Here is a 15,042-nt window from a genome sequence, read left to right as displayed (position 1 = left end):
TCGGCGCGGCTGTGCTGCACGACCTGGTGCTTCTGCCGCTGTACGCGGCCGTGGACCGGGCCGTCACCGGTGTGCTCGGTGCCGTCGGCCGCCGGGAGTGGGCCCTGTACGTCCGGGTGCCGGCGGCCCTGTCCGGGCTCCTGCTGCTGGTGTGGTTCCCGCTGATCAGCGGCCGGGTCGCGGACAGCTACGAGTCGGCCACCGGCCTGTCCGCGGACGGCTTCCTCGCCCGCTGGCTGCTGATCACCGCCGCACTGTGCGGTGGTTCCGCCCTGCTGCTGGTGCTGCGGCTGCGCAGGGCGACGAAGCAGCGGCCACCGGCCGACCACTGATCGACGGTGCGCCAGCCCAGCGGGCGTGCGTACCGCAGCAGCGCCGGGGTGCCGAGCCGGGCCCAGGAAAACGGGGTGCCGGTGGCGCCCCGTGCGTCGGTGCCGCGCACGATACGGACGTCGGCGCGCTCGTCCACGTCCACCGGCACCGTCTCGGCGATCAACAGGCCACCGGGCAGCAGGAGTTGGTCCAGTCTGCGGAGCAGGTCGCGCGGGTCGCCGCCGATGCCGAGGTTGTCGTCCAGGAGCAGGGCGGTGTTCCAGCGGCCCTCGCCCGGCAGTGGTTCGAAGACCGAGCGCCGCAGGGCCGGCCCGCCGAGACCAAGGGTGTGGGCGACGGCGGCCTCGCTGACGTCGATGCCGAGCGCGGTCCGGCCCCGGGCGGCGAGTTCGGTGACCAGCCGTCCGGGCCCGCACCCCACGTCGAGGACGGCACCCTCACACCGGTCCAGGGCCTGCCGGTCCACGGCGTCGGCCCGCGCGCACCACCGCTCGACGTCCAGCGGCAGCAGCCAGCCGTCGAGGCGGCGCAGGAAGAGCGGCCCCCGGCCGGCCCGGAGGGCGTCGGCGTAGGGGTCGGCGGACCAACTGTGCTCGGCGGTGTCCCGTGCCATCACCTCGTGCGCTGTGCTCATCGGCGGCCGGCCGTCCGCAGCCGGGCCAGTTCCGCGGCGAAGCAGCCGTGCGGTGCCATGGCGGCGACCGCTTCGGCGTCGGCAGCCGTGTCCACGTCCCGCAACCCCGGAAGATCGCGCACCCGCAGGCCCGCGGCGACCAGCCGGTCGCGCTGGACGGCGCCGGTGGCGGGCGTCGACATCGGAACCCCGCGCAGCAGCTCGGGGTCCGGCTCCGCCAGCCCGAGCGCCCAGAAGCCGCCGTCCTCGGCCGCACCGAAGCACGCCCCGTACCTCTGGAAGTCCACCGTGAGGAGATCCGGTGTCACCTGCGGTGTGTCCATCCCGATCAGGAGGGCCGGGCCGTCGCAGTCGGCGAAGGCTGCCGCCAGCCGCTCGTCGAGGCCGCCCGCGCACTGCGGCACGACGTCGAAACCGGGCGGCAGCCAGGGCCCGACCGTCCCGTCGAGGACCAGGACCCGTCGCCGGGCGGGTGCCGTGGCCACCGCACGCAGGGTGTCCGCGAGGGACGCCTCGGCGAGCGCAGCCGCCTCTGCGGGTGTGAACGGCGGGGTGAGCCGGGTCTTCACCCGTCCCGGCCGCGGTTCCTTGGCGATGACGAGCAGGGTGGTCACCGGTGGGTTCCTCCTCGCGCCTGCGCTGCGGTAGCCGCCGGTACGGCGGGGGGTTCGGCCAGGACGCGGCGCATGTCCCGTACCGCCTGCCAGGTGCCGCGCCAGGTGCCCGTCACCTTCGAGGCACCGGTGCGCGGCAGATAGGGGACGTCGTGCTCGGTGACGCTCCAGCCCGCGTCGGCGGCGCGCACCACCATCTGCAGCGGATAGCCGCTGCGCCGATCGGTCAGACCGAGGCCGAGCAGCGCCTCGCGGCGGGCGGCGCGCAGGGGGCCGAGGTCGTGCAGCCGCAGTCCGGTGCGGCGGCGCAGCAGCCGGGCGAGCGCGATGTTGCCGGCCCGGGCGTGCGCGGGCCAGGCGCCCCGGCTCTTCGGCCGGCGCCGCCCGAGCACCAAGTCCGCCTCGCCGCTTCGCACGTCGCGCACGAACGGCACGAGCAGGGCCGGGTCGAGCGAGGCGTCGCAGTCGCAGAAGCACACGATGTCGGCCGTCGCGGCGGTCAGCCCCGCGTGGCAGGCGGCGCCGAAGCCGCGGCGGGACTCGTGGAGGACGGTCGCGCCCAGGCGGCGGGCGATGTCGGCCGAGCCGTCGGTGGACCCGTTGTCGACGACGAGGGCGCGCCAGCCGGGAGGGACGCGGTCGAGCACCCAGGGCAGGGCTTCGGCCTCGTTCAGGCAGGGGAGGACGATGTCGACGTCCTCGGGTTCGATAGAGGTCATCACGGCGTTCACCCTACGAACGCGAACGGTGCATATCGGACTCCGGCTCCTTACGAAACACGGACGTCAGCGCCCGCGGGCGGCTGGAGGGCGACGCGGATGAGTGCTCGGTGCGAGGCTGGCCGTATGGAACAGCAGCCGTACGAGCCGCCGCCGGACGCCTCCGCCGGCCGAGGGGTCGGGGACGCCCGCGTCCTCGTCGTCGATGACGACCCCACAGTCGCCGAGGTCGTCTCGGGCTACCTGGATCGCGCCGGGTACGTGGTCGACCGGGCCGGGGACGGGCCGAGCGCACTCGCCGGCGCCGCCGCGCACTGGCCGGACCTGGTGGTACTCGATCTGATGCTGCCCGGCATGGACGGCCTGGAAGTGTGTCGGCGCATGCGCGACCGCGGCCCCGTGCCGGTCATCATGCTCACCGCCCGCGGCGACGAGGACGACCGCATCATGGGCCTGGAGGTGGGCGCGGACGATTACGTCACCAAGCCGTTCAGCCCCCGGGAACTGGTGCTGAGGGTGGAGTCGGTACTGCGCCGCACGCGTCCCCTCGCGGGCACGCGGCCCCTCGGCGCGGCAGGACTCACCGTCGACCCGGCCGCCCGCCGCGCCACCAAGAACGGCGCCGAACTGGCCCTCACACTGCGCGAGTTCGACCTCCTCGCGTTCTTCCTCCGGCACCCGGGCCGGGCGTACAGCCGCGGGGACCTGATGCGGGAGGTGTGGGGCTGGGACTTCGGCGACCTGTCGACCGTCACGGTCCACGTCCGGCGGCTGCGCAACAAGGTCGAGGACGATCCCGCTCGACCCCGGTTGATCCAGACGGTGTGGGGCGTCGGCTACCGCTTCGACCTCGCCGGCCCCTCCGGTCGAAGCGAGGAGTGATCATGCGCGACACCCTCCTCATCGCCCTGTTCGCGTTCCTCGGCGCCGGCGCGGCCGGGCTGCTCGGCGCGGGTGCGCTGTGGCTGCTGCGCCGCCGCTCCCTGACCACCTCACTCACCGTGGTGGCCGCCGTCGCCGTGACCGCGATGCTCGCGGGCACGCTGGCCGTGGCGCAGGCGATGTTCCTGTCCGCGCACGACCTGACCGTGGTCACGACGGTGGTCGCGATGGCGGCCGTCGTCTCCCTGGTCACCGCCCTGGTGCTGGGCCGCTGGGTCGTCGCCCGCAGTCACGCACTCGCCCTCGCCGCCCGCTCCTTCGGTGACGGCGGCGACTTCACCGCGCCCCACGGTCCGGCCACCGCCGAACTCGCCGCGCTCAGCCGCGAACTGGAGGCCACCAGCGCCAAGCTGGCCGAGTCCCGGGAGCGTGAGCGCGCCCTGGAGTCCTCCCGCCGCGAACTCGTCGCCTGGATCTCGCACGACCTGCGCACCCCGCTCGCGGGCCTGCGCGCGATGTCCGAAGCGCTGGAGGACGGCGTCGCCACCGACCCCGGCCGCTACCTGCGCCAGATCCGCACCGAGGTCGAACGCCTCAACGACATGGTCGGCGACCTCTTCGAGCTCTCCCGCATCCATGCCGGCGCCCTGGCTCTGTCGCCCTCCAGGATGTCCGCCTACGACCTGGTCGGCGATGCCCTCGCCGGGGTGTATCCGCTGGCCCACGAGTACGGTGTGCGACTCGTCGGGGGCCGCGTCGAGCCCCTGCCGGTGGAGGTGGACGGCAAGGAGATGAGCCGCGTGCTGGGAAACCTCCTGGTCAACGCTATCCGGCGCACACCTGCCGACGGGACCGTCATGGTGGCAGCCGAACGCTCGCCGGACGGCGTGGTGCTGTCGGTCTCGGACAGTTGCGGCGGCATCCCCGAGGAGGACCTGCCGCGCGTCTTCGACACCGGCTGGCGCGGCACCCACGCCCGGACGCCTCCGGCGGGAGCGGGCCTCGGCCTCGCCATCGTCCGCGGGATCGTGGAGGCCCACCAGGGCCGGGCCACCGTACGCAACATCCCCGGCGGCTGCCGCTTCGAGGTGGTGCTGCCCACGGCCGCTTCATGAGCGCGGGCAGCACCACCGGTCCATCAGGGCCCTACGAGCCACGCATCCCGGAACGCGCGAACTCCCGCATGCCCTCTTCGAAGCCGATCTCCGGCTTCCACCCCAGCTCCGTCCGCAGCCGGGAGGAGTCCGCCGTGATGTGCCGTACGTCCCCCAGCCGGTACTCGCCGGTCACGACCGGCTCGGGCCCGCCGTACGCCGCGGCCAGCGCCCGCGCCATCTCGCCGACCGTGTGCGGCTCGCCGCTGCCGCTGTTGTACGCGGTGAGCGCCCCGGCAGCCGCATCCGCCTCAAGTGCCGTCGCGTTGGCCGTCGCCACGTCCCGTACGTGCACGAAGTCCCGCCGCTGCCGGCCGTCTTCGAACACACGCGGAGCCTCACCCCGGGCCAGCGCCGAGCGGAAGAAGGAGGCGACCCCGGCGTACGGGGTGTCGCGCGGCATTCCGGGCCCGTACACGTTGTGGTAGCGCAACGACACCGCCGCCCCGCCCGTCGACCGTGCCCACGCCGCGGCCAGATGCTCCTGGGCGAGCTTGGTGGTGGCGTACACGTTGCGCGGGTCCACCGGTGCGTCCTCGGTGACCAGTCCCGTCGACACGTGCTCCCGGCACACCGGGCACCGCGGCTCGAAACGCCCGGCCTCCAGGTCGGTGACGGCCCGAGGCCCCGGCCGCACCACCCCGTGCCGCGGGCAGGTGTACCGCCCTTCCCCGTAGACCACCATCGATCCGGCCAGCACGAGCCGCTGTACGCCCTTCTCGGCCATGGCGGTGAGCAGTACGGCGGTGCCGAGGTCGTTGCGGGAGACGTACTCCGCCGCGTCGGTGAAACCGGTGCCCAGCCCGACCATCGCTGCCTGATGGCACACGGCGTCCACACCGGACAGGGCGCGGGTCACGGCCTCCCGGTCCCGCACGTCCGCGGCCGGGTCGTCACGCACGTCGAACACGACGGGCTCGTGCCCGCGCGCCCGCAGCGCCTCCATCACATGGGACCCGATGAACCCGGCACCGCCGGTGACCAGTACACGCATGCGCCCACGTTAGGGCGGCGCCTCGACACACCACAGGACCGCGCCCACCACGTCACCGGTCCGTAAGACGACGCGCACCCGGCGAGAAGAAGCGGCAAGTGCTCAATGCGGCCGCCACAGAGGAGGCCGAAGCGCGGACTCGGGCGCCCACAGCACGACGAACCGCTGGCGCTCCGGGAAACCCACCCTGTGCCGGTGCGTCGCAGCGGGACAGCGCGTGGTTTCCGCGAGACGCTGCCGCCGGGACGGGGCGGAGCGCCGGCTTCCCCGCCCCTCGACCCTGTCCGCACTCCTCCCCGGAGCCCTCAATGGCAGCACCCACCGCCCCGTCTCGTGAGGACGGTTACCGCTTCGACGACCTGCGCGCGCTCTTCATCAACTGCACGCTCAAGCCGTCCCCCCAGCTCAGTCACACCCAGGGACTCATCGACAGGAGCCGAGCGATCATGGAAGCGCGCGGGGTGACCACGGAGCTCGTCCGCGCGGTCGACCAGGACATCGCGCCGGGCGTCTACCCGGACATGACCGAGCACGGCTTCGCCACGGACGCTTGGCCCGCGCTGTACGAGCGGGTGATGTCCGCGGACATCCTGGTACTGGCCGGGCCCATCTGGCTGGGCGACAACAGCTCCGTCACCAAGCAGGTCATCGAGCGCCTGTACAGCTGCTCCAGCCTGCTCAACGCACAGGGACAGTACGCCTACTACGGACGTGTCGGAGGGTGTCTGATCACCGGCAACGAGGACGGCGTCAAGCACTGCGCCATGAACGTCCTCTACAGCCTGCAGCACCTCGGCTACACCATCCCGCCCCAGGCGGACGCCGGCTGGATCGGCGCCGCCGGGCCCGGCCCCTCGTACTTGGACCCCGGCTCGGGCGGCCCGGAGAACGACTTCACCAACCGCAACACCAGCTTCATGACCTGGAACCTGATGCACCTGGCGGCCCTGCTCAAACGGGCCGGAGGCGTTCCGGCCCACGGCAACCAGCGCACGGAGTGGGACGCCGGCTGCCGACCGGGCGCGGACAACCCCGAGCACCGCTGACCCGGACCGGGAGCCCAGTACTCCCGTCCCCCGTGCCCGACGCTGCGACGTAAGGATTCCGTCATCAGCTGCGGGGTGCGGGACGGCCGCCCGTTTCCGTTGAATGGGAGAACAACAGGAATCTCTCAGGAGGCGAGCGGGGATGGGGCGCGTGCGAAAGGTATTGACCGGGCCATTGGTCATCGCCTTGCTGGTGGTGACGGTCGGCGGAGTCGGCTTCGGGCTGTACTGGTTCCAGCCGTGGAAGCTCTGGCAGGACGAGACCGTCCAAGAGGCCCTGCCGGGGGTGATGGAGACCTCCGCTCCTCCTGCCCCGGCGCCTTCGGACGAGCCCTCCGCGTCGCCCTCGCCGACCACCGGTCCGCGGACGCTGGCGAGCGGTGAGCTGATCAGCCACGAGCACGCGACAGCGGGCTCGGTGAAGCTCGTACGGCTGGCAGACGGCTCCCATGTCGTCCGGCTGGAGAACCTCGACACCAGCAACGGGCCGGACCTGCGCGTCTGGCTGACCGACGCGCCGGTGAAGGAGGGGAAGGCGGGGTGGCATGTCTTCGACGACGGGAAGTACGTCAGCCTCGGCAAGCTGAAGGGCAACAAGGGGAGTCAGAACTACGCCCTGCCCCCTGACGTGGATCCGTCGGGCTACAGCAGCGTGAGCATCTGGTGCGACCGTTTCGACGTGTCGTTCGGCGCCGCCGAGCTCGCCCGCGCCTGACAGCGGTGCGGCCATGTCTCACCGCGCCGGCACTCAGGGGTCCTTGCCCTATGAGCGTCCGATCAGGCCGCGCGGCCCGGGCGGGCACAGTGCGAGGACCCCTCAGCCCGGGGCATCGAGGGCGGCCAGGATGTCGGCGGGTTCGGCGCGCCTGGTGCGGTCCGTGTCGACGCAGGCCCAGCGGACGACGCCCTCGCGGTCGATGACGACACAAGCGTCTGCGCACGCCGCCACTCGGTCCTGATCGCATGGGGCCACGCCGGCACGCTTGGCCGGCCCCTCGTCACCTCCGTGGATCACCGGATCAAGGCAGGGACCTCCGCCCCGCCGGGCCCCCGCCCCCGGTCTATGCGTTAAAAAGGGCGTCAAGGGTGCATTCATTCGGGGGGACCCACATGACGGGGCAGGGCGTGTCCAAGGAGTACGGGGAGTACCTGGGCGGATACGCCGGCCTTCTCGCGGATGCCTCCGCGACGGGCCGCCGACTGACTCGGGAGGAACTGGACTCGCGCCGCGCCCTGGGTGAGCAGGCCGCGGAGGCCGGTCTCGGGTTGAGGGCCCTGGTCGCCGCCCACATGGCAGAGGCCCGGGCGAACTGGCCGACCGGGAACGGCGTTCGCGTGGACAGCGTGCTCGCTGCCGCGACCCAGGCCATGGACGCGTTCGCCGAGGGCTACGAGCGGGCCCAGCGGCACGCCGTACGCCAGGAGGAAGCCGCCCGCCGCGAGTTCATCGACGACCTGCTCTACGGCCGCAGCGACCTGGGCCGGCTGGCCCAGCGCGCGGAGCGCTACGGGCTGCGCCTGTCGTATGAGCACGCCGTCGCCGTGGCTCGCGGCGAGACCGCCTACGACGAGGGAGACCCAGCCCTCCGGGAGGTGGAGCAGGCGCTGATCGGCCGGTTCGGCGACCGCAGCATCCTGCTCACCACCAAGGACGGACGGCTCGTGTGCATCGCCCCGGGCGACCAGGGCGAGGTCCTCGCCTACTTTGCCAAACAGGCGTTCGCCGCCACCGGCGGGGGACAGGTGGCGATCGGCCGCCCGCAGCCTGGCGCGGCAGGCGTCGTCCACTCGTACGAAGAGGCTCTGAACGCCCTCGACCTGGCCGAACGCCTGGAACTCGACGAACCTGTGCTGCGCGCCGCCGACCTCCTCGTCTACCCCGTCCTCACCCGCGACCGGCAGGCCATGGCCGACCTGGTGCACAGCGCTCTCGGCCCGCTGTGTCAGGCCCGCGGCGGTGCCCAGCCGCTCCTGGACACCCTCACCGCGTACTTCGATTCCGGCTGCGTGTCCACGGAGGCGGCCCGGCGGCTGTCGCTGAGCGTGCGGGCCTTCACCTATCGCCTGGAGCGCATCCACAAGCTCACCGGCGCCGACCCGGCGGATCCGGTGCACCGCTACACGCTGCAGACCGCGGTGATCGGGGCCCGGTTGCTGGACTGGCCGGCGAAATCCTTCTGAGGGGTGACGTGTATGAGGACTCGCACGAGAGCCTGACGCGCACGCCGTTCCGCATCGGCGCGCCACCCCCGCTGACCACCCTGATCACGCCGGCATCGCCGGTCACGACGGGGCAGCGATCAACGAGCCCGGGCGCGTATGCCGTCCCCCTCAACTGTCGCCTGCGGCGCCGCCGCGTTCCGGGACGGCCCGCTGATAGATGTCGGGGATGCCATCGGCGTCCTCGTCCCGCGTCTCCTCTTCCCACAGGCGGCGGTAGACCCCGTTGCGGCGCTTGACCAGTAGTGCCGCCAGAACCGCGGCGATGAGCGAGCCGAGGAGTACGGCGGCCTTGATGAGCTCGGCATCGGACGGGTCGGGGAAGGCCAGTTCGCCGATGAGCAGGGCGACGGTGAAACCGATTCCGGCGAGCACCGCCAGGGCGAACACGTCGGCCCAGGCCAGGTCGGGGTTGAGCCGGGCCCGGGTGAAGCGTGCGGCGAGGTAGGTGCCCGCGAAGATGCCCAGGGCCTTGCCGGCGACCAGGCCCAGCACCACCCCCAGCGGCTCCGGCTGGGTGAACACCTCACCCAGCGACCCGGTGGAGACTGCGACGCCCGCGGCGAACAGAGCGAAGAGCGGCACGGCCACTCCGGCCGAGACCGGGTGCAGCAGGTGGGAGGTCCGTTCGGCCGGGGAGGCGTCTTCGCCCTTGTCGCGGGTGGTGCGAAGGATGAGGCCCATGGCTACGCCGGCGACGGTGGCGTGGACGCCTCCGTTGTACATCAGGGCCCAGATGGTGATGCCGAGCGGCACGTACCACCACCAGCCGCGCACGCGGAATCGCTGGAGCACGTAGAAGACGACCAGTCCGGCGACGGCTCCGGCGAGGGCGGCGAGATTCAGATCACTGGTGAAGAAAACCGCGATGACGAGGATCGCACCGAGGTCGTCGACGACGGCGAGGGTTAGCAGGAAGGCGCGGAGGGCGGAGGGCAGGTGGGTGCTGAGGACGGCCAGGACCGCGAGGGCGAAGGCGATGTCGGTGGCCATGGGCACGGCCCAGCCCTCCAGACTCCCTCCGCCTGCGGTTGCGGTCGCGGCGTACACGGCGGCCGGCACCACCATGCCGCACAGCGCGGCGACCACCGGCAGCGCGGCCGTGGCGGGCGTACGCAGCGAGCCCACGACCAGCTCGCGCTTCAGCTCGATGCCTGCGACCAGGAAGAAGATGCTGAGCAGTCCGTCGGCGGTCCAGTGCTGCACCGACAGGTCGAGGCCGATCGCGGCAATGCCGAAGTGGAAGTCGCGGATCTGTTCGTAGGCGCCGCTCCACGGGGTGTTCGCCCAGACCAGCGCCACCACGGCCGCTGCCAGCAGTACCAGTCCGCCGACGGTTTCCGTCCGCAGGGCCTGGGCTACCGCCGATCGCTCCGGCCACGGCAGAAGGCCGAGGAAAGTCGAGCGCTCGCGCGGGTCAGCAGCCATCAGAAGAGACCTCCGGGGCATCGGCATGAGGGCATACGCCCCTTCGACGCCGACCAGACTTCCCGGCACACCCTGCGTGCGGCCCCCGCTCCGGGCGGACCGCTGACGCGTTCCGAACACCCTAACCGCCTGCTCCGGATCAGGCCAGATGCGTCTTCAGCTGCCCCGATGCACACAGGACCGGGTCCGTGCACTCCACGGCGCGAGGTGTGTACGAGCCGATGAGGAGCCGGACCGCGGGGGCGGTCAGACGGTGGTCTTCACCGACTCCCGGTCTTCTTCGCCGTCGGTGATCTCGCCGGAGTGACGCCGCCGATGGATTCCCCGGCGCGGGCATCGGCCCAGCCGGGCGGGGTTGGCGATGACGATGCTCAGCGGGGTCATCGTGCAGATGACGACCGTGTCGATGACGGCGACCCGGGCCGGAGCCCTCCAGGGGAGATCAGGTCAGGCCGGCGTTTCCGGGAGGGAGGAGTGATCTTCTCTCTTTGGGTAAAACTGATGCAAAGAGCCCTTCCGCGCCCAAGACGGTGAGAAGAGGCACGCAATGGACCCTTGGCTGATCTGGCTCATCATCACTGCCGTGCTGGCCGTGGCGGAGATCGTCACCCTCACCGCTGCGCTCGGAATGCTGTCCGCGGCCGCGTTGGTCACGGCGGGTTCCGCCGCGCTGGGGTTGCCGGTGCCTTTGCAATTCTTGGTCTTCACCGCGGTCGCCACGGTGACCTTGGTGTTCGTGCGTCCCGTCGCGCTGCGTCACATGCGCCGGCCGCCGGCGGCACGGTTCGGCGTGGACGCACTGGTCGGCAAAGGCGCCTACGTCGTCTCGGAGGTGACGGGTCTGGGCGGCAGGGTCCGTATCGACGGGGACGAGTGGACGGCCCGCGCCTACGACGAGACGCTGGTGATTCCTGCCGGAAAGACCGTCGACGTCATAGAGATCAGTGGCGCCACCGCGATCGTCTACCCCAGGGACTGAAGCCATGGACACCTCGGCATTCTTGATTGCCGGCCTGATCGTCGCACTGTTCGCGGTTTTCACCGTGGTGCGGGCGGTCCGTATCGTGCCCCAGGCCCGCGCTCGCAACGTCGAGCGACTCGGCCGCTACCACCGGACCCTGAATCCCGGCCTCAACCTCGTCATCCCGTACATCGACCGCGTTCACCCGGTGATCGACCTGCGGGAGCAGGTCGTGTCCTTCAGACCGCAGCCGGTCATCACCGAGGACAACCTGGTCGTGGAAATCGACACCGTCCTCTATTTCCAGGTCACCGATCCGCGGGCGGCCTTCTACGAGATCGCGAGCTTCCTTCAGGCGGTCGAGCAGCTCACCGTCACCACGTTGCGCAATGTCGTGGGATCCATGGACCTCGAGAAGACTCTCACCTCGCGTGACACCATCAACAGCCAGCTCCGGGGCGTGCTGGACGAGGCCACCGGCAAGTGGGGCCTGAGGGTCAACCGGGTGGAGATCAAGGCCATCGACCCCCCGCAGTCCATCAAGGACGCGATGCAGAAGCAGATGCGAGCCGAGCGGGACAAACGAGCGGCGATTCTCGGGGCCGAAGGCCAACGCCAGTCGCAGATCCTCACCGCCGAAGGCGACAAGCAGGCCGCCGTCCTGCGTGCCGAGGGCAACCGTACGGCCGCGATCCTCGAAGCGGAGGGTCAGTCCCGGGCCATCGACGAGGTGTTCCAAGCCGTGCACCGCAACGACCCCGATCCCAAGCTGCTCGCCTGGCAGTACCTTCAGACGCTGCCGAAACTCGCACAGGGCTCGGGGAGCACCTTCTGGGTGATCCCCAGCGAGGTCACCTCCGCACTCCAGGGTGTGTCCCGCGCCTTCAGCGAAGTGCTGCCCCCCTCGCCGGCCACTCGTGAGAAGCCCGCGGGCGACATGGATGCCCAGGCCGCCGACGACACGGCGCAGGCAGCGGAAGCCGCTGCCGCGGCCCTCGCCGACGCAGCCGAGGTCGATCGCGCCACGCCGGAATCCCTCCCGTCCCAGTCTCCCTGACAGCGGGTGACCTCCGGCGGCCGTCGTGGCCGCGGTCGAGGTGTGACTGTCCCGCAACCGCCGGGCTGGGACCCCGCGACGTCGTTCGCTGACGCGCAGTGCGGCGGGTGAGTCTCCGGTCAGCTCCGGTGAGGGTCCTCGGAGACTGCCACTGCGCCGCACCGCCGCCGACCGGGCCGTGCCCCGGCGGCCGGCATGAGGCTCGCCGCCCGGATGCGCAAGGTTCGCCGGGACTCGGACGGCACCTACGGCGTCCCCAAAATCACCGCCGAACTGCGCGCCGGTGGCGAGCAGGGGAGGGGCCGGCCACTGCGCCCGGAACCAACAGCGTCAAGGGATGGAAGGGCCGGGGAGCTCCACTGCCGCCGATTCCGGAGACCCCCACGGTTCCTCCAGTGCGGCCCGAAGTGCGATGACGGTATCTGCGCCCACGCGCCCGGCGAGCGTGGCTTCGAGCCCGGCCAGTATCTGCATCGTCTCCTCCCGGCGCCGGACACCGGCCGCCGAGAGCAGCACGAGCTTCGACCGGGCGGACCGCGGATCGCTTTCCACGGTCACCACGCCCACGGCGACGAGTTCGTGGACCCACTGGTGCGCCGTCGGGGCGCTGACGCCCAGACGCCGGGCCAGCTCGGCGATGCTCGCCCCTTCTGACGGGAGCTGACTGAGCAGGGTCACGTGTGCCGCGCTGATGGTCGCCCCGTCTTCCTGGGCCTCAAACGCAGTGGTCAGGGCGGCTCGGAACCAGTTGTGCGCGCGCCACAGCAGCCGGATGAGCGGCTCGGATTCAGAGGGGGAGGAGGTCATGTGGTTCTGCTTTCACGGTGGGGCGGTCGGTTCGGCGCGGTCTGCCGATCGTAAGCCGGTCAGGTCTGGTGCCCGACATCACCGGGGCTTCCGAGAACCCCATTCATTAGGTAGCCTACGATTAGGTTACCTAATGGTGGGCTGGATCGATCCCCAGCCCCGACCTCATGTCCCCGATTGGCATGAAACCGATGGAAAGGCAGGACGATGACGACAGGATCGTCTGTATCCCCCCTCGCCGCGGGCACCACGCGGCGGCGTATGCTGGCCGCCGCGGCCGGCGCCACAGCCGGCACGGCAGCCCTCGCGGCCCCGCCCGCCGCCGCCCGGGCCGCCACTTCCACGTCGGCCGGGACCGCCGCCGGCCGCCCGGGACGCCGCATGAAGGTGATCGCGGTCGAAGAGGCGTTCTCCGTCCCGGAGCTGATCCCGTGGCCGGGCGAGGCCCCCATGCCCCCCGGTTGGGGGCAGGAGTGGGGGCGCCGGCTCGCCGACTTCACGGAGTTGCGGCTGGCGGACATGGACGAGCACGGGGTGGACGTGCAGGTCCTGTCGCTCACCTCACCAGGTGTGGAGGCCATCGAGGACCCCTCCGAGGCCGTGGCCACGGCCCGCCGGGTCAACGACCGCCTGGCCGAAGTGGTCGCCGCCCACCCGACACGGTTCGCAGGCTTCGCCGCCCTGCCGTTGCAGGACCCGAAGTCCGCCGTGCTCGAGCTGCGCCGGGCGGTGGAGCAACTGGGCCTCAAGGGGGTCCTGCACAACGACCACGTTCAGGGTCATTACCTCGACGAGCCGCAGTTCCGGCCCGTGTGGGCGGAACTCGAACGGCTCGGCGTGACGCTCTACCTCCATCCCGCGCTCTTCCCCGCCGATCAGTGGCGGGTGTTCCAGGGGCATCCCGTGCTGAGCGGGCCGTCCTGGGGATGGACGGCGCAGGTCGGCGCCCACGCACTGCGCCTGATCTACGGTGGAGTGTTCGACGAGTTCCCCGGGGCCTCGGTGACGCTGGGGCACATGGGAGAACTGCTTCCTTTCCAGCTGGCCCGGCTCGACAGCCGCTACCACCAGGCCGACCGCAAGAGCAGGCCACGAAACCTCCCCTCCCACTACCTGCGGCACAACCTCTACGCGACCACCAGCGGCGTCTTCTCCCACGCGGCCCTCCTCGGAGCCGTCCAGGCCGTCGGCGCCGACCGGTTGCTGTTCGCCGTCGACTACCCCTACGAATCAACGGCCGAGGCAGTCGAGTTCCTCCGCACCGCGCCGTTCTCCCGCGCCGACCTCGAGCGCATCGCACACCGCAACGCGGCACACCTGCTGGACCTCTGATCAAGACAGCAGCAGTGAGAATGCGCGGGCGGGCGGTCGTCATCCGGCGGCTCGGGTGGACTGCCGTATCACAAGGTGTGTCCGCAAAACGAGGCCGGCCCGAAGGCGTCCTGCACAGGCCGGCTGTCGGCAGACCCAGGGGAAGCAGCCGTCGACCACTCCGTTCTCCGGCTCCTCCGCAGCGCTTCGGGCGTCCGGTTGCTCCCGGCGGGCGACGCGGCGGTGCCGTGGTCGATCGGGGCCTGGGCCGGTGGTCCCCGGGAGCGGTGCAGGAACGCCTGCCCGAGCAGCCGACCCGCCGCACGAAGGCGCTCCCGGTGCGAAATACTCGCCCGATGAGTTCACGCACTTCCCCGATCCGCCGGCCGATCACGATACGGAGGGCCGTCGCGCGGGATGCCAAACGGCTCACGCGGCTCGTGCGTGGCTCAGGCGCCTACGAGGGTGAGTACGCAGCCGCAGTCGCGGGCTACCGGGTCGGTCCTGATTACATCGAGGCCCACCGCGCCTTCGTAGCCGTAGGCGCCGACGAGCCCGGAGACCGGGTCCTCGGGTTCTACTCGCTCGTCCTCGCCCCGCCGGAGCTCGACCTGCTGTTCGTCGCCGACGAAGCGCAAGGACGGGGTATTGGACGACTGCTCGTCGCGCACATGCAGTCCGAGGCCCGTGCCGCCGGGCTCGACCGCGTCAAGGTCGTGTCGCATCTTCCCGCCGAGGGCTTCTACCACCGCGCCGGTGCAGTGCGGATCGGGACCGCGCTCGCGAACCCGCCCGCCGTGCCGTGGGACCGTCCCGAATTCGAGTTCCGCATTCCTTCGGAGTCGTAGCCGTCGACGATGGCGATGGTCCTGCCGGAGCCGC

17 protein-coding genes are annotated in these 15,042 nt (G+C 71.5%); 9 read left to right on the top strand and 8 right to left on the bottom strand.

Going from position 1 to position 15,042, the window contains the following annotated elements; genetic code table 11:
• Positions 1-187: 187 nt before the first annotated feature.
• From ACWD1U_RS00840 to ACWD1U_RS00830, 3 genes are read right to left on the bottom strand one after another with little or no spacing between them, the layout of a single operon-like run.
• On the bottom strand, positions 188-967 hold the full coding sequence (locus ACWD1U_RS00840; RefSeq protein WP_451103518.1) for a class I SAM-dependent methyltransferase: 780 nt from the start codon (positions 965-967) through the stop codon (positions 188-190).
• Positions 964-1,581, bottom strand: a complete 618-nt coding sequence (locus ACWD1U_RS00835) for a TIGR04282 family arsenosugar biosynthesis glycosyltransferase (RefSeq protein WP_451103517.1) — start codon at positions 1,579-1,581, stop codon at positions 964-966. Before ACWD1U_RS00835 ends, ACWD1U_RS00840 begins: the two co-directional genes overlap by 4 nt.
• A complete protein-coding gene (locus ACWD1U_RS00830; protein WP_451103516.1) occupies positions 1,578-2,300 on the bottom strand; it encodes a glycosyltransferase family 2 protein in 723 nt (240 codons plus the stop codon). The genes ACWD1U_RS00835 and ACWD1U_RS00830 overlap by 4 nt, the downstream gene beginning before the upstream one ends.
• A 126-nt stretch (positions 2,301-2,426) precedes the next feature.
• Here ACWD1U_RS00830 and ACWD1U_RS00825 point away from each other — a divergent pair, with 126 nt between their 5' ends.
• Positions 2,427-3,182 carry a response regulator transcription factor gene (locus tag ACWD1U_RS00825; RefSeq protein ID WP_451103515.1) on the top strand — a complete coding sequence of 252 codons (756 nt, stop codon included), beginning with the start codon at positions 2,427-2,429 and terminating at the stop codon, positions 3,180-3,182.
• Between the two features lie 2 nt (positions 3,183-3,184).
• Positions 3,185-4,297, top strand: a complete 1,113-nt coding sequence (locus tag ACWD1U_RS00820; protein ID WP_451103514.1) for a sensor histidine kinase — start codon at positions 3,185-3,187, stop codon at positions 4,295-4,297.
• Positions 4,298-4,328: 31 nt separating this feature from the next.
• Here the strand turns inward: ACWD1U_RS00820 and ACWD1U_RS00815 are convergent, their stop codons facing one another.
• A complete protein-coding gene (locus tag ACWD1U_RS00815; protein ID WP_451103513.1) occupies positions 4,329-5,330 on the bottom strand; it encodes an NAD-dependent epimerase/dehydratase family protein in 1,002 nt (333 codons plus the stop codon).
• A gap of 308 nt (positions 5,331-5,638) precedes the next feature.
• On the opposite strand from ACWD1U_RS00815, the gene ACWD1U_RS00810 reads away from it, so the two are divergent.
• Together ACWD1U_RS00810 and ACWD1U_RS00805 are read left to right on the top strand one after the other, a co-directional pair.
• A complete protein-coding gene (locus tag ACWD1U_RS00810) occupies positions 5,639-6,376 on the top strand; it encodes a flavodoxin family protein (protein WP_451103512.1) in 738 nt (245 codons plus the stop codon).
• A gap of 142 nt (positions 6,377-6,518) precedes the next feature.
• Complete coding sequence (locus ACWD1U_RS00805; protein WP_451103511.1) at positions 6,519-7,091, top strand: DM13 domain-containing protein; 573 nt, start codon at positions 6,519-6,521, stop codon at positions 7,089-7,091.
• Between the two features lie 102 nt (positions 7,092-7,193).
• Here ACWD1U_RS00805 and ACWD1U_RS00800 read toward each other — a convergent pair whose 3' ends face one another.
• On the bottom strand, positions 7,194-7,349 hold the full coding sequence (locus ACWD1U_RS00800; protein ID WP_451103510.1) for a hypothetical protein: 156 nt from the start codon (positions 7,347-7,349) through the stop codon (positions 7,194-7,196).
• 137 nt (positions 7,350-7,486) lie between these two features.
• Here ACWD1U_RS00800 and ACWD1U_RS00795 point away from each other — a divergent pair, with 137 nt between their 5' ends.
• Positions 7,487-8,557 carry a PucR family transcriptional regulator gene (locus tag ACWD1U_RS00795; RefSeq protein ID WP_451103509.1) on the top strand — a complete coding sequence of 357 codons (1,071 nt, stop codon included), beginning with the start codon at positions 7,487-7,489 and terminating at the stop codon, positions 8,555-8,557.
• A gap of 150 nt (positions 8,558-8,707) precedes the next feature.
• Here the strand turns inward: ACWD1U_RS00795 and nhaA are convergent, their stop codons facing one another.
• Together nhaA and ACWD1U_RS00785 are read right to left on the bottom strand one after the other, a co-directional pair.
• Positions 8,708-10,024: a Na+/H+ antiporter NhaA gene (gene nhaA / locus ACWD1U_RS00790; protein ID WP_451103508.1), complete on the bottom strand. Its 1,317-nt coding sequence runs from the start codon at positions 10,022-10,024 to the stop codon at positions 8,708-8,710.
• A gap of 246 nt (positions 10,025-10,270) precedes the next feature.
• Complete coding sequence (locus ACWD1U_RS00785; RefSeq protein ID WP_451103977.1) at positions 10,271-10,408, bottom strand: hypothetical protein; 138 nt, start codon at positions 10,406-10,408, stop codon at positions 10,271-10,273.
• Between the two features lie 163 nt (positions 10,409-10,571).
• Here ACWD1U_RS00785 and ACWD1U_RS00780 point away from each other — a divergent pair, with 163 nt between their 5' ends.
• Together ACWD1U_RS00780 and ACWD1U_RS00775 are read left to right on the top strand one after the other, a co-directional pair.
• Positions 10,572-11,003 (top strand): NfeD family protein, encoded by a 432-nt coding sequence (locus tag ACWD1U_RS00780; RefSeq protein WP_451103507.1) that lies wholly within the window; start codon positions 10,572-10,574, stop codon positions 11,001-11,003.
• A 4-nt stretch (positions 11,004-11,007) separates the two neighbouring features.
• Entirely contained in the window at positions 11,008-12,042 is a 1,035-nt protein-coding gene (locus ACWD1U_RS00775; RefSeq protein WP_451103506.1) for an SPFH domain-containing protein, read from the top strand.
• A 330-nt stretch (positions 12,043-12,372) separates the two neighbouring features.
• Here the strand turns inward: ACWD1U_RS00775 and ACWD1U_RS00770 are convergent, their stop codons facing one another.
• Positions 12,373-12,849, bottom strand: a complete 477-nt coding sequence (locus tag ACWD1U_RS00770) for a MarR family winged helix-turn-helix transcriptional regulator (RefSeq protein WP_451103505.1) — start codon at positions 12,847-12,849, stop codon at positions 12,373-12,375.
• Between the two features lie 207 nt (positions 12,850-13,056).
• Between ACWD1U_RS00770 and ACWD1U_RS00765 the strand changes: the two genes are divergently transcribed.
• Both ACWD1U_RS00765 and ACWD1U_RS00760 read left to right on the top strand, forming a co-directional pair.
• A complete protein-coding gene (locus tag ACWD1U_RS00765) occupies positions 13,057-14,181 on the top strand; it encodes an amidohydrolase family protein (protein WP_451103504.1) in 1,125 nt (374 codons plus the stop codon).
• Positions 14,182-14,516: 335 nt separating this feature from the next.
• Positions 14,517-15,008, top strand: coding sequence for a GNAT family N-acetyltransferase (locus ACWD1U_RS00760; RefSeq protein WP_451103503.1), 492 nt, complete (start codon positions 14,517-14,519; stop codon positions 15,006-15,008).
• The last annotated feature ends 34 nt before the right edge of the window (positions 15,009-15,042 follow it).

Source organism: Streptomyces sp. NPDC002788 (assembly GCF_053592115.1).
This window is presented reverse-complemented; position numbering and strand designations above follow the sequence as displayed.

Bases quoted from the DNA above. Each gene is read 5' to 3' on its own strand.
- ACWD1U_RS00775 (WP_451103506.1), top strand. From the start codon at position 11,008: ATGGACACCTCGGCATTCTTGATTGCCGGCCTGATCGTCGCACTGTTC.
- ACWD1U_RS00780 (WP_451103507.1), top strand. From the start codon at position 10,572: ATGGACCCTTGGCTGATCTGGCTCATCATCACTGCCGTGCTGGCCGTG.
- ACWD1U_RS00825 (WP_451103515.1), top strand. From the start codon at position 2,427: ATGGAACAGCAGCCGTACGAGCCGCCGCCGGACGCCTCCGCCGGCCGA.
- ACWD1U_RS00810 (WP_451103512.1), top strand. From the start codon at position 5,639: ATGGCAGCACCCACCGCCCCGTCTCGTGAGGACGGTTACCGCTTCGAC.
- ACWD1U_RS00820 (WP_451103514.1), top strand. From the start codon at position 3,185: ATGCGCGACACCCTCCTCATCGCCCTGTTCGCGTTCCTCGGCGCCGGC.
- ACWD1U_RS00770 (WP_451103505.1), bottom strand. From the start codon at position 12,849: ATGACCTCCTCCCCCTCTGAATCCGAGCCGCTCATCCGGCTGCTGTGG.
- ACWD1U_RS00785 (WP_451103977.1), bottom strand. From the start codon at position 10,408: ATGACCCCGCTGAGCATCGTCATCGCCAACCCCGCCCGGCTGGGCCGA.
- ACWD1U_RS00760 (WP_451103503.1), top strand. From the start codon at position 14,517: ATGAGTTCACGCACTTCCCCGATCCGCCGGCCGATCACGATACGGAGG.
- ACWD1U_RS00830 (WP_451103516.1), bottom strand. From the start codon at position 2,300: ATGACCTCTATCGAACCCGAGGACGTCGACATCGTCCTCCCCTGCCTG.
- ACWD1U_RS00795 (WP_451103509.1), top strand. From the start codon at position 7,487: ATGACGGGGCAGGGCGTGTCCAAGGAGTACGGGGAGTACCTGGGCGGA.
- ACWD1U_RS00765 (WP_451103504.1), top strand. From the start codon at position 13,057: ATGACGACAGGATCGTCTGTATCCCCCCTCGCCGCGGGCACCACGCGG.
- ACWD1U_RS00815 (WP_451103513.1), bottom strand. From the start codon at position 5,330: ATGCGTGTACTGGTCACCGGCGGTGCCGGGTTCATCGGGTCCCATGTG.
- ACWD1U_RS00805 (WP_451103511.1), top strand. From the start codon at position 6,519: ATGGGGCGCGTGCGAAAGGTATTGACCGGGCCATTGGTCATCGCCTTG.
- ACWD1U_RS00840 (WP_451103518.1), bottom strand. From the start codon at position 967: ATGAGCACAGCGCACGAGGTGATGGCACGGGACACCGCCGAGCACAGT.
- nhaA (WP_451103508.1), bottom strand. From the start codon at position 10,024: ATGGCTGCTGACCCGCGCGAGCGCTCGACTTTCCTCGGCCTTCTGCCG.